Source organism: Vibrio sp. 10N.247.310.23 (genome assembly GCF_041467155.1).
GTDB lineage: Bacteria > Pseudomonadota > Gammaproteobacteria > Enterobacterales > Vibrionaceae > Vibrio > Vibrio crassostreae_C.
The window spans coordinates 46090-58973 of record NZ_JBFSTZ010000023.1 but is presented as its reverse complement, the minus strand read 5'-3'; the positions used below and the strand labels follow the sequence as shown (position 1 = coordinate 58973).

Genomic DNA, 12884 nt, shown 5'->3' with positions numbered 1-12884 from the left:
ATTTACAAATCGATCTTTCAAAGCGGTTTGATTAAGCCACGGCGAAGATGATGTATAGACCGATACCAACACCGATCATCGGTACTGCATCCACAAGACCCATCATGATGAAGAATTGAGTACGAAGCATTGGAGTAAGGTCTGGTTGACGCGCAACACCTTCAAGGTATTTACCTGCTAAGTTACCAATACCAGATGCTGCACCTGCTGCACCTAAACCGATCAGTAATGCACCTGCTACATATAAAACTGCGCTTACGATATCCATTTGTATCTCCGATAAATAATTTGTTAGTTAAATTTTTTAGTTATTAATTAGTGGTGTTCTTCTGTTGCCATACCTAAATAAACAACGGTCAGTACCATAAATATAAATGCTTGCAAGAATACGATTAATATGTGGAATAGTGCCCAAGGAACACTCAGTGCCCATTGCATCCACCATGGCATTAATGCGATCAGAATAAATATCATCTCACCTGCATACATGTTTCCAAATAATCGTAAGCCTAGTGATATAGGTTTTGAAATTAATGTTATTAATTCAAGCACTAAGTTAACAGGGTATAAAAGAGGGTTATCAAATGGCTGCGTAGTAAGCTCTTTGATAAAGCCTTTCAATCCTTTATTTTTAAATGTATAAGTCAACAGTAAGATAAATACACCGAGTGCCATCGACATTGGAATATTTACGTCCGCCGTTGGTAGATCTCTAAAGTGTTCTAGACCCATTGCACGACTTAATGCTGGTATGAAATCTATTGGAAATAAATCGACCGCGTTCATTAACAACACCCAAACAAAAGTGGTTAATGCCAGTGGCCCTATTAATTTATCCTCCGCTTGAAAAATCTCTTTTACTAGGTTGTTTACAAAATCAAATATCAGTTCGATAAAACATTGAAATCGACCTGGAACACCGCTGGTGCCCTTAGTCACTACGTATCGAAAAGCTCCAATAAACAGTAAACCCGTAATCCAAGATACCAACATCGAGTCGATGTTGAACGCCCAGAAACCATCACCTGTAGTTAAGAAGGTTAAGTGATGCTCTATGTATTCGTGAGCGGTAGTTACTTGATCCATACTACACGTACTCCGATCTTGTAGAGGCAGTAATAAATGGTGTTAAGAAGTACCCAACCATAGTGAGAATATATGCGTACAATATTACTGGGTTATCCAATTTGAAAAACTGGAACGCCAAAATAAACATTAAGAACGTATAAGTTATTTTCACGACACGACTCATTTGCATTAAGTCACGTAAACTATAATTAGGATTCTTGCGCACCTTTAGGCTTGCATATATAAAACCAAACAGCGGAGGTAGCATCGCAATTCCGATACCCAAAGCCGACGATTCCATATCTACTTTATTACCAAAAAACACTTCATATAAAACTACACCGACGGCCAATACTACTTGGCAGAGAACAACTCTTTTAGCAGCAACAAGAATGTCACCACTTATCCCATTAAGCCTCATAATAAAACCTTATATTTAACAGTGTAAGCTCATATAAAACACAGTTTGAATATGTCTTGCTACTCGCATTTACTTGTTAATAAAACTTTGCTTGTTAACAAAGAGATAATCTTGCTGGTTTTATATCTCCTGACGAAATAGAACGATATAAACTAGTTCGCTCTCGTTTCGACAAAATATAAACTACGCCTAAAATTATGTGATCAAAACGACAAATATTGATATCAATAATTCCATTTTTGAAATGAATGTTTTTCATTTATGAAAGTAATAGTTCTATCACTTTATTCATGAATATTTAAGATGCTTTATCCTTGTGAAAAAGAGGGTCTTTTTAGAAGGGAGTAGCGAGCTAAATTTTCAACTTATGATCTTATCAATTACGACTATTCAAACACTTAGGTTCATTTACAAGCTGAGTTGTGAAGTGTGATTTTGGTAGGGGTTAAGCTTGTTTGAGGCAATGATGGAAGATCTGGTTTTTCTGGTAAATTAAACGTACGTCGCTCCTTATCAATAAGCGAATATTTTTTATATTGTCGTCAGCTTGTCACTATTTGCGTGCGCGAGAGTGAAAATTCAGCGCCTAAATGTTGATGATATAGGAGTGAAATGGGGGACTGTGTGTGCGAGAAGCATGGTGCGGAGAAGAACACCGAGTTTTGAGGAAGTAAATGGCAGCAGAGCGCTGCCTAATTTACTTAATCTAGGCTCTCTTATGACTCTTCATAACTGAGGTATTGAATACATAAGTCATGGAAAGCCTGTGCTTGTGGCGAGATCGTACGATCAGACAGTCTGAAAATGCCGATTTGTCGTTGCAAGGGTGGGTCAATTAGCGGAATCCACACCAAGCGGGTTTCATTGGTTGGGAAAGCCAGCTTAGGTAGCGTGGTCACGCCTATCCCGAGCTCTAACACCGAAAAAAGCGAGGTAATGTTCTCGACAGAGTACAGGGCTTGTTCGCTGAGCATGCGCGCAGGTGTTGGGTCCAGTAGGGTGCAAGTCCCGTTACGAATGAAGGGCTGCTTTAACAAGGTTTGCCATTCGATTCCTTCCCGTTGAGAGGCGATAGGGTTATCTTTGAGGCACACCACACCGATAGGATCAGAAAGCAAAGGCGTGAAGTCGATGCTCTCTTCTTCTAAATGGGAGCTATTACCGAGGGCAACATCCACCTCGCCAGAGAGTAATCTTGCTTCTACCCCTGCCGCATTATCATCAATCAAACTCACTTCTACATTCGGGTACTGCTCACAAAATGCCCCTAAAACACTAGGGATGAGTTTTGCGGCCACCGAAGGCACGCTCGCTATTCGAACTCTTCCTTGTTGTCCTGCTGCCGCTGCGCGTAAGTCGTTGTCTAATGCTTTGTAAACATTCAAGAATTGAATGATTTTTGGTAGGCATATTTCTCCAAAAGGTGTCAGTGTAGATTTGTTGCCTGTTTCAAACAGTGGCTGACCAAGTATTTTCTCAAGCTCTTTTATTGAAGTAGACAGTGCCGCTTGAGAGCGATTTGCTCGGTGAGAGGCGGCACGAAATCCACCTTCTTCGACCACTAAAACAAAATGTTTTAACTGTTGTAGCTTAATACTCATGACTCCGATCCTTCTCTAGCCCTTGCTATACCTTACTTTTTGAAAGGTGATAGATTTTATTTATCAAATGCACAAAATTTACCGTTAGATTTATCAGGCGTCAAGGTGCAGTATTTAACCATCTTGAAACATAGTTGTTACAAAGTTGGATGGAATCGTGAACGCACAAACTAAAAAACACCCAGTAAAAACCGCTCTTTTTGCTTCAAAAGCACCACTAGAGTGGGCAATCGTTAATAACGGCACTCTATACACTGCTCAGATTCCAATCGATGAAACGGGCGCAGTAGTAGAAGGCGGTATTGAAGCGCAAACGCGTCAAACTTTTAACAACCTTGTTCATACCTTGGAGTGTGCAGGCGAATCGATGGATTCTGTGCTGCAGGTTCTGATTTACGTGACTGACCGTGAATACCTGAAAACGGTAAACAGCGTATACGGGGAATACTTCAACGCACCTTATCCAAATCGTGCAGCAGTCGTTGTTGCAGGGCTAGCTAGAGAAGAGATGTTGGTTGAGTTCGTGGTTTATGCATCGGCGTCTCAACCTGAATAAATGGACTGTGAACTGAGGCAATTTGCCAATCAAAGCTGTTTGTCTACGCAGATCTTTACTGATACAAGCGAATAGTTTTACGTCTAGATACAAAATTAATACTTATTCTCTATATAAATTAACAATTTATTAATTAATCCGATGGTTGCCAGACTCAACCGCAACCTAACGTTACAAGGATAGAATGATGACTCACTTACAGAATGTTCAAGCAGAAAACGCACTTTACATTGGCGGCGAATGGCAAGCGGGTGTAAGCACCGTAGCGAACATTAACCCATCAGATATTTCTGAAAACATCGGTAACTTTGCACAAGCAAGTGCTGAGCAAGTTCAACAAGCGATTTCAGCGGCGAAACACGCTCAACCAGAGTGGGAAAAAACGCCGATTGAACGCAAACAAGCGGTGCTTCAAGCGATTGGTGATGAGCTGATTGCCCGTTGTGATGAGCTGGGCACTTTGCTATCTCGTGAAGAAGGTAAGCCTTTTGCTGAAGGTCGCGGTGAGGTTTACCGTGCAGGTCAGTTCTTCCAATACTTTGCGGCTGAAGTGCTTCGCCAAATTGGTGACAACGCAGATTCTGTACGCCCGGGTGTTTCTGTTGAAGTGACTCGCGAAGCGGTGGGCGTTATCGGCATCATCTCTCCTTGGAACTTCCCGACAGCAACAGCAGCTTGGAAAATTGCTCCAGCATTGGCTTTCGGTAACAGCGTTATTTGGAAACCAGCAAACCTAACACCAGCAAGTGCGGTCGCGCTTACAGAGATCATCCACCGCCAAGGTATCCCTGCAGGTACGTTTAACCTTGTACTGGGTAGCGGTTCAACAGTAGGTGATGCACTGATCAACTCTAAAGAAGTGAACGGTGTGAGCTTTACCGGTTCTGTTGATACGGGTCGTAAAGTGGCAGTGGCTACAGCGCCAAACTTCGTTCGATGCCAACTAGAAATGGGCAGTAAGAACGCACTTGTTATTGCTGACGATGCTGATATCCAAACTGCGGTTGATGCAACGATTGCAGGTTCTTTCTCTGGCGCAGGCCAAAAATGTACCGCGTCTTCTCGCCTTGTGGTTATGGATAGCATTCACGACCAATACGTTGAAGCACTGATTAAACGTATGAGCGAGCTGAAAGTGGGTCACGCACTGGAAGAGGGTGTGTTCATGGGCCCTGTCGTTGATGGCAACCAACTTGAAGCAAACCTAGGTTGGGTTGAGAAAGCGCGTCAAAGCGGCGGTGAGCTGGCATTTGGTGGTGAACGCTTGAGCATGCAACACGAAGGTTTTTACATGTCTCCAACGCTGTTCTTAAACACTAAGAACGATTGGGAAGTGAACCAAGAGGAAGTGTTCGCACCAATGGCAAGCGTGATTCGTGTGGCTGACCTAGAAGAAGCTATCGCGACGACCAACGATACTCGCTTTGGTCTAACAGGCGGCATCATTACTCAGAGCCTACGTACTAGCGCAATGTTCAAGCAACAAGCGCAGACCGGTTGTGTGATGGTCAACCTACCAACAGCAGGCACGGATTACCACGTACCGTTTGGTGGTCGTAAAGAGTCTAGCTTCGGTCCTCGTGAGCAAGGTCAATACGCGAAAGAGTTCTACACAGTGGTTAAGACGGCTTACCAGCGTCCTTACTAATCCACTTTCTATATAAGAATTGGATAGCTGAGGATATTAAGTGCCTAGCTATCCAGCTATCGAATTGGCCTGATTCACAGAGTCAGGCCAACATCCCAACCAAAGCAGCAAACGAAATTAGACAAGTGATTTAACCCATTTTTGAAAACATGTTATTTGAGCGTGTTTTCAAAACCGAGCTAGAACACTGAGCTTTCAATAGGAGTGGTTATGTACCAGCAACGGATTGTTATAGATGGATTGCAATACTGCAATTGGAACAGAGAATATTTCCAAACACTAAAGGCGAGCGGCATTACAGCAGTTCACGCTACCGCGGTTTACCACGAGACGGCTCGTGAAACCTTATCTCGCTTTGCAGAATGGAATTTAAGATTCGAGCAGAACGCAGACCTTATCATGCCGATTCACTCAATGGCTGATGTCGAGACTGCAAAAGCGACTGGCAAAGTCGGCATTTTCCTTGGTGCTCAAAACTGTTCTCCAATCGACGATGAGATCGGTCTTATCGAAGTGATGCGTAAGCAAGGTCTTTTGATCATGCAACTGACGTACAACAACCAGAGCTTATTGGCGACGGGTTGCTACGAGAAGAACGACACAGGTATTACTCGCTTTGGTAAACAAGCCATCGAAGAGATGAACCGAGTGGGCATGATCATCGATATGTCTCACAGTGCCGAGCGCTCAACACTTGAAGCGATTGACTTGTCTTCTCGTCCTATTTGTATCAGTCACGCGAACCCGACGTTCGCTCATGATGCATTACGAAACAAATCAAACGATGTGATTAAAGCCCTAACCGCACGCGGTGGCTTAATCGGATTCAGCTTATACCCATTCCACCTACCAAATGGCAGCCAATGTACATTGGAAGACTTTTGCCAGATGGTTGCGACTACCGCTGACATGGTCGGCGTAGAGCACCTTGGTATTGGCAGTGACCTATGCTTAAACCAACCTCAAGCCGTTCTTGAGTGGATGAGAAATGGTCGTTGGTCTAAAGCTATGGACTACGGTGAAGGCTCTGCGAACAACTCAGGTTGGCCAGATGCGTTGCCTTGGTTCTGTGGTAGTGCGGGTATGGAAAATATTTATAACGGATTGATGCGTCATGGTTTCAGCGAGTCTGAAGCTGGGCAAGTCTTGGGAGAAAACTGGTTTAACTTCTTGAAAGATGGCCTAGAGCCTCAAACCAAGGGTTAACGATTTCTCGCAAGCCATCATCGAATTAGCAGCCTTCTAACAAACGTTCAATTAGCAAGTGCTGCTTAAACCAATTTCACTATTCAAAAGGAACAACGGTCTATTTCGCAACGCGATAACCCAAACATGGATTAGCCTGCCCAACACAAAAAACAATAGGGCAGGTGTTAAATACACCCTTGTAGTCATCATTCAAATGACAGCTGCAAAGAAACCTCTGGAGTCAGAGTATGTCTGATTTAACCAATAGCGTGAAATCTTCAAGCTTAAATGCGGGTCAAGCACACACAACAAGCAACACAAACGGGTCTGAGTCTACATCAGATAAATTAGGTCTATCCAACCCAGCACTTTGGTACAGCGGCGGCTTTATCGCTCTGTTCGTGGCACTTGCTCTATTTGATGGCGAGCTGTTATCAAGCCTAGTAAACGCTGGCTTTGCATGGTCTGTTAAAGTATTCGGTCCTTACTGGCAAATGCTTCTTCTTCTGACTTTTCTTATTGGTCTTGGCCTTGCGGCAGGGCGAACAGGCAAGGTTATCCTAGGCGGCATCGCTAAACCTGAAATGGATGGTTTCCGTTGGATGGCGATCATCTTCTGTACGCTACTGGCAGGCGGCGGCGTATTTTGGGCAGCAGCAGAGCCTATTGCTCACTACGTTAGCCCACCACCATTGTACGGCGCACAAGAAAACGCACAGCAAGGCGCGGTGAATGCGTTATCGCAATCCTTCATGCACTGGGGTTTCTTAGCATGGGCTATCGTCGGCAGCTTAACGTCTATCGTGGTTATGCACCTTCACTACGACAAAGGCTTGCCGCTTAAACCTCGTATTTTGCTTTACCCAGTATTGGGTGAGCGTGCACTGAAAGGCCACACAGGCGCATTGATTGATGCATGTTGTATTGTCGCAGTAGCGGCGGGCACTATCGGTCCTATCGGCTTCTTAGGCTTGCAAGTCAGCTACGCACTGAACGCACTGTTTGATATTCCAGATGGTTTCACAACACAGCTAATCATCATTCTGTTCGCAATCGTTTTATACACATTATCGGCATTAAGTGGTCTTAACCGCGGGATGCAAATGCTAAGCCGGTACAACGTAATTTTGGCAATGGCATTGATGGTCTACATCCTGATCTTTGGTCCAACGAACTTTATCTTCAATGGCTACATTCAAGGTGTAGGCAGCATGATTGATAACTTCATCCCAATGGCGACTTACCGTGGTGACGAAGGTTGGTTGAGCTGGTGGACAGTATTCTTCTGGGGCTGGTTTCTAGGTTACGGCCCAATGATGGCAATCTTCATCGCTCGTATCTCACGCGGTCGTAGTATTCGCCAATTGGTATCAACCATTAGCCTTATCGCACCGTTTGTTACTTGCTTCTGGTTCACGATTGTTGGTGGCTCTGGTCTTGCTTTCGAAATCGCAGATCCGGGTAGCGTAAGTAAGGCATTTGAAGGCTTTAACTTACCAGGCGCACTACTAGCTGTGACTCAGCAATTACCAATGCCAATGCTGATATCTATTTTGTTCTTGATCTTAACAACGATCTTCATCGTAACGACTGGTGACTCAATGACTTACACCATCAGTGTAGTTATCAGTGGTGAGACAGAACCCAATGCAATTATTCGTACCTTCTGGGGTGTGATGATGGGGGTAACAGCGTTAATTCTGATTTCCCTAGGTTCTGGCGGTATTTCAGCGCTGCAATCCTTCATTGTTATCACCGCGGTACCGGTTTCCTTAATCTTGCTGCCATCACTTTGGAACGCGCCTCAAATCGCAATCAAGATGGCAAAAGAGCAGGGGCTGTAATAATAAGGCTCTGTAAGAAACTGATTAAATAAGAACAAATCAGCCTTTGAAAGAAGGCTGATGCAAAATTCCGAAAGGAACAAAAAACCGTACTGGTGAAGATACATCGGGCGGCACGTATTTAGGTCAATCGATCTAGTCAGGACAAAATAATAAGGGGCGAGCTCGCTTGCCCCAAATAACGTGAAAGCTAACCAACACACTGTAAAAACGAATGCTTCAAATGATGGCAACGATCGGTTCTGAATGGCTAGCAAAATCCTATAACTATAAGGTGGTGAGCAAATGGATGCACATCGTTCTACCTACACTGAATCAGCACTGCGTGACGCGACTGTCGTCATGGCACCGGAAAGGCTAGGTGCAATGCACCAAACACGTATCAGCTTCGTTAGAACTCTGATTCGTAAAATGGCTCAGCAAGAATGGAAAGTGACGAAACATGAGTGGCAATTAGACGCTCAAGGTTTTGGTCATGTTATCTATAAGCTTGCGACGCCAAACCATGTTTATCATTTGGTTGTTTTCTGCGATGAGATTGCAGATGACGAACGAAATGACCGTGTAATTGCTGAAAAGTGGGACGTAACGTTTGCGCTTGTTCTTGGTGATGTTGATGTCGCCCTACTTGAAAGACTTCGTGCGAACGTACCGCTTCAAGAAGCAGGCCGTAATCCAAATAACGTGCTTGTGTTGGCGCGTGCAAACAAAAGTGTACGTGTGTTTGAACACATCGTGAGTCACTTGGCTAAAGGTGTTCAACCAACGCCAAAAGAGCTGGCTGAAGTGGGTTACATCCTGCGAACGACAGCGGTATACGGTAATGGCAAATTTGGCATTGCTGACTTTAAAATCTTAGAGAAAAATGAAGATTTTAATCAGTCGTTTAGTGCGCAAATGTGTGCGGTTTATATGCTGCGTGAGTTCAGCCTAGATTGGGTTCATTACCTAGCCGAGCAACAGGGCGGTGAACAAGCGATTACCTTGCATAGAGGATTACAGCGTTACCTTGGTGTTGGTAATGCGACTGGTTTAGGCATGGCGCCATACCTTATTAACCACCCGAGTATTGTCGATCAGTGGATGACAACACGTGAGCATGCATTGGCTGACGTGTTAGCTAGTCACACGGATACAGCACTGATTGAACCGTTACGCGCTTTGATGAACAAAGCTGTGTGTCATTTAGAACAAGTTGTTACCATCAATGAAAACCAGCAAGAGTTGAACAAAACCGCTGTTGATGAGTTAAAACACGCAGAACAGTCACTAGAAGCTTCTGTAAACCATTGCGATACATGGGCGCAGTTAGTTGAACAATCTAAGCACATGAGTATGGAAGCCCAAGAAATCCTTATCTCATGCTTGATGGAATTGTACCCAGAATTAGTGGACGCCCATCAAGAGCATATGAATTGTAGCGAAACACTCTCGCTTCCTAGTGGCAAAAAGATCCAAGACCTATTGGTTGTGTTAGAAGAAAAGTACCGTTGGGCAATCACCACCGACTTTACGAAAGCAGATAACAACTACTGGTTCTGGTATCGCTCTCAGGACAAAGAAGAGCCAAGGCTCGGTGTTCGAGGAGAAGAAATTGGTGAAGAGCGTGAGCTGCCATTAGATATTGGTCGTCAAGCTTACCGTCTGTACCACTCCTTATTACAGTTCACACCAGAGCTTTCTCTAGCAGAGTTCTTGGTAAAACAACCGCAACATCGTGCGATAGCACGTCGTGTATGGACGCTTGGCAACAAAGCGATGGGCGACATTCAAATGAACGTGCTTCATAAAGAGTCGCTGCCGATGCATCTGTTACGTTGCAAGCTAGCTATGTTTGGTGCTACTAAGTTTGATCCTCGCTCAGATCGTTGGGTTCGCGTGACCTTCTTCCAAGGCGCACCGCTGCTTGACGAAATTCATCAAGACGAGTGGGTGTTCCCAGTCTTACCAAGTGAAGCGGAGCTTGCTGGCTCTCATAACGTTCCTACACATATCAATGCTCAACATGGAGGTAAATCGCTATGATCGTTTCTCACAATGAATTGGTCGCGGCCGTTAATAAAGCCTTTCTGGGTATGCGTCGTACATGTGGTGAAGCCGATGTGATAGCGAACATGGTGGCAGATTTACAAATGGTTGGCTTGGATGGTGTTCGTCATTTTAACAATGCGAGCAACTTTATGGGGCTAGAAGACGATTGCCCTGTAGACATCCAAGTGACAAGCGACAACACAGTTGAAGTGGACCTGCACAAGGCGAGCTTAGCGTGTCATCTTCCTGTGGTGATGGATTACGCCATTGAAAAAATGGTCGGTAAAAAGACGCTGAAAATCGAGCTAAACAACTGCCATAACCGTTGGTTAGCGTACAGTGAGCTTGTAAAACTGGCAGCGAAAGGCATCGCATGTACCGCACGTTGGGATAATGGCTCAAATCCTAAGAGCACCTTGTATGTGCTTAACCGTGGTTGCGTTGCACCAGAACTGTTTTTATCAGATTTGCCTCTGGCATCGGACGATCATATCCACAATATGACCATCGAGCTTTCCGTCCAGGATTTCGATATCGAACGTTTGTCAGATGGCTACCAAACACACATTGAATCGGAAGCGCTTTTTAAAACTCAAGAGAAGGCGTGGAACGAGGGCATTGAAGTTGACGATGGAGAGTGGGGCGCGTTGAAAGAAACGGCGACGGCTATCCTTGTTGAAAACAGCCAACGTTCAATTCAAGGTGCAGGTGAGCTCGAGGCTTCTTAGCTTTGTTTTATAGAGCTATAAGTTACAGAAGCTCAGTTTATAGATCTTTGGCTTATAGAAACTAAACCTATAAAGCCTGAGCTTGTTCAACCTAAAAACCTCATTTACAACAGATAAAACCAAAGAGCTTAACGTATCCTCACCTCGTTAAGCTCTTTTTATTTGTGTCCCACTTTTGTTCTTCTTCTCAATAGATCACATCTTAAACTCTCTGTTTTGACACAAGTTGTTACGCGTATAAAGCTAATTTGGCGATTTAATGAAGTACCTTCACATTCAGGTTCAACAAACGGTTTCATTTACAAGCTAGTATGCGTATCTTGCTAACTACGGTGCCAAAGGGTGCCATTTTTATTCGTACCAATGACTTTAGAATCAGATAAAAAGGAATGAAGCGTGCAAGCTAACTTTATTGATGGAACCACCCTGTACCGTCAGCACTCTTTCGAGTTGCCACTTGATTATCAAGCCAAAGATGGACAACAGATCCAAGTCTTCGCACGTGAGCTGGTTGATCTCGCTAAAGATGAGCAAGAGCTGCCGTGGTTGATCTACTTTCAAGGCGGCCCAGGTTTTCCTTCTCCACGGGTGAGTGGTCAATCGGGTTGGCTAAAGCGTGCATTACAAAACTACCGTGTTCTGCTTCTAGACCAACGTGGTACTGGCAACAGCACGGTTATCAGCCATGAAACTTTGGCGCATTTGTCTCCAGAACAACAAGTCGAATACTTAACGCATTTCAGAGCGGATAACATCGTTCGTGACGCTGAAGCGATTCGTGAACAGTTTGGTATTAAGCAATGGTCGACGATTGGTCAAAGCTTTGGTGGCTTCTGTACACTGAGCTATTTGTCACTGTTCCCACAGAGCTTGCAGCGTTGTTATGTGACGGGCGGCATTCCTTCTATTGAACGAGAAGCTGACGATGTTTATCGTGCGACTTACAAGCGTGTAGAAGACAAAAACAGAGCTTTCTTTGCTCAGTTCCCACAAGCACAAGCTATGTGTCGCGAGATCTCTGATTACCTGCTCAACAACGATGTGAGACTGCCAAACGGTCAGGTGTTCACAGTTGAACAGTTCCAGCTAATAGGTATTAATCTTGGTGGCGGCGAAGCAAACCTTCCAATGTATTTCACACTGGAGAGTGCGTTTGTTGAAGTGAACGGTAACAGACAGCTGAGCTACAGCTTCCTAAATCAAATGCAGCAAGAGCAGGGTTACTTAACTAACCCAATTTACGCAATCTTGCATGAATCGATTTACTGTCAAGGTACAGCGTCTAACTGGTCTGCACATCGTGTTCGTGAGCAGTACCCACACTTCAACTACCAATCGGGTAGTGAGTTCTGGTTTACCGGAGAAATGGTCTACCCATGGATGTTCGACCAACTAGAAACGTTGAAGCCATTGCGTGAAGCCGCCAATCTATTAGCTGAGAAATCGGATTGGGGTACTTTGTACAATGCAGAGCAGTTGAGCAAGAATACGGTTCCGATGGCGTGTGCCGTTTACGCAGACGACATGTACGTAGAACTGGATTACAGCCGCGAAACACTGGCTAATATTCCAAACTCGAAAGCGTGGATTACCAACGAGTATGAGCACAACGGTTTGAGAGTGGATGGTGAGCGAATCGTCGATAAGCTAATGACGATGGTTGATGCATTAGAAAACTTGCCAAAATAATCCAATTCTCTGTGTAGGTTATCTAGGTTAGAAGCTATCTAAGTTAGAAGCTCTTTACGTTAGAGACAAGGCACGCCAGAAACAAGAAAACGCTGCATCCGTGCAGCGTT

The 12884-nt window shown here is 44.4% G+C and carries 10 protein-coding genes and 1 pseudogene; 7 read left to right on the top strand and 4 right to left on the bottom strand.

Annotated elements, in window-relative coordinates; translation table 11 throughout:
- Positions 1 to 31 precede the first annotated feature (31 nt).
- From atpE to AB6D93_RS17115, 4 genes are all read right to left on the bottom strand, one after another.
- Positions 32 to 268, bottom strand: coding sequence for a F0F1 ATP synthase subunit C (gene atpE, locus AB6D93_RS17130; protein WP_004730405.1), 237 nt, complete (start codon positions 266 to 268; stop codon positions 32 to 34).
- 47 nt (positions 269 to 315) lie between these two features.
- Positions 316 to 1086, bottom strand: coding sequence for a F0F1 ATP synthase subunit A (gene atpB, locus AB6D93_RS17125; protein ID WP_102332883.1), 771 nt, complete (start codon positions 1084 to 1086; stop codon positions 316 to 318).
- 1 nt (position 1087) lies between these two features.
- Positions 1088 to 1489, bottom strand: a complete 402-nt coding sequence (locus tag AB6D93_RS17120) for a hypothetical protein (protein ID WP_017060837.1) — start codon at positions 1487 to 1489, stop codon at positions 1088 to 1090.
- A 716-nt stretch (positions 1490 to 2205) separates the two neighbouring features.
- Positions 2206 to 3090: a LysR family transcriptional regulator gene (locus AB6D93_RS17115; RefSeq protein WP_017060836.1), complete on the bottom strand. Its 885-nt coding sequence runs from the start codon at positions 3088 to 3090 to the stop codon at positions 2206 to 2208.
- A gap of 157 nt (positions 3091 to 3247) precedes the next feature.
- Between AB6D93_RS17115 and AB6D93_RS17110 the strand changes: the two genes are divergently transcribed.
- The 7 genes and pseudogenes from AB6D93_RS17110 (at position 3248) to AB6D93_RS17080 (ending at position 12774) form a co-directional block, all read left to right on the top strand.
- The gene (locus tag AB6D93_RS17110; RefSeq protein WP_004741170.1) at positions 3248 to 3646 is read left to right on the top strand and encodes a RidA family protein; all 399 of its coding nucleotides are present in this window, start codon (positions 3248 to 3250) and stop codon (positions 3644 to 3646) included.
- Between the two features lie 187 nt (positions 3647 to 3833).
- Positions 3834 to 5294, top strand: coding sequence for an aldehyde dehydrogenase family protein (locus tag AB6D93_RS17105; RefSeq protein ID WP_102332882.1), 1461 nt, complete (start codon positions 3834 to 3836; stop codon positions 5292 to 5294).
- Between the two features lie 210 nt (positions 5295 to 5504).
- Positions 5505 to 6500, top strand: a complete 996-nt coding sequence (locus AB6D93_RS17100) for a membrane dipeptidase (protein WP_017060833.1) — start codon at positions 5505 to 5507, stop codon at positions 6498 to 6500.
- Between the two features lie 230 nt (positions 6501 to 6730).
- Positions 6731 to 8326, top strand: a complete 1596-nt coding sequence (locus AB6D93_RS17095; RefSeq protein WP_048660322.1) for a BCCT family transporter — start codon at positions 6731 to 6733, stop codon at positions 8324 to 8326.
- A gap of 223 nt (positions 8327 to 8549) precedes the next feature.
- A pseudogene (locus AB6D93_RS17090) lies at positions 8550 to 10351 on the top strand (hypothetical protein).
- The gene (locus AB6D93_RS17085; protein WP_017064722.1) at positions 10348 to 11085 is read left to right on the top strand and encodes a DUF3726 domain-containing protein; all 738 of its coding nucleotides are present in this window, start codon (positions 10348 to 10350) and stop codon (positions 11083 to 11085) included. Before AB6D93_RS17090 ends, AB6D93_RS17085 begins: the two are co-directional and overlap by 4 nt.
- Positions 11086 to 11481: 396 nt before the next feature.
- Positions 11482 to 12774, top strand: a complete 1293-nt coding sequence (locus AB6D93_RS17080; RefSeq protein ID WP_102332879.1) for an alpha/beta fold hydrolase — start codon at positions 11482 to 11484, stop codon at positions 12772 to 12774.
- Positions 12775 to 12884 lie beyond the last annotated feature (110 nt).

What these genes read in the sequence shown, in the direction of transcription:
- atpE (WP_004730405.1), bottom strand. Translation starts at nt 268, where the DNA reads ATGGATATCGTAAGCGCAGTTTTATATGTAGCAGGTGCATTACTGATC.
- atpB (WP_102332883.1), bottom strand. Translation starts at nt 1,086, where the DNA reads ATGGATCAAGTAACTACCGCTCACGAATACATAGAGCATCACTTAACC.
- AB6D93_RS17120 (WP_017060837.1), bottom strand. Translation starts at nt 1,489, where the DNA reads ATGAGGCTTAATGGGATAAGTGGTGACATTCTTGTTGCTGCTAAAAGA.
- AB6D93_RS17115 (WP_017060836.1), bottom strand. Translation starts at nt 3,090, where the DNA reads ATGAGTATTAAGCTACAACAGTTAAAACATTTTGTTTTAGTGGTCGAA.
- AB6D93_RS17105 (WP_102332882.1), top strand. Translation starts at nt 3,834, where the DNA reads ATGACTCACTTACAGAATGTTCAAGCAGAAAACGCACTTTACATTGGC.
- AB6D93_RS17100 (WP_017060833.1), top strand. Translation starts at nt 5,505, where the DNA reads ATGTACCAGCAACGGATTGTTATAGATGGATTGCAATACTGCAATTGG.
- AB6D93_RS17095 (WP_048660322.1), top strand. Translation starts at nt 6,731, where the DNA reads ATGTCTGATTTAACCAATAGCGTGAAATCTTCAAGCTTAAATGCGGGT.
- AB6D93_RS17085 (WP_017064722.1), top strand. Translation starts at nt 10,348, where the DNA reads ATGATCGTTTCTCACAATGAATTGGTCGCGGCCGTTAATAAAGCCTTT.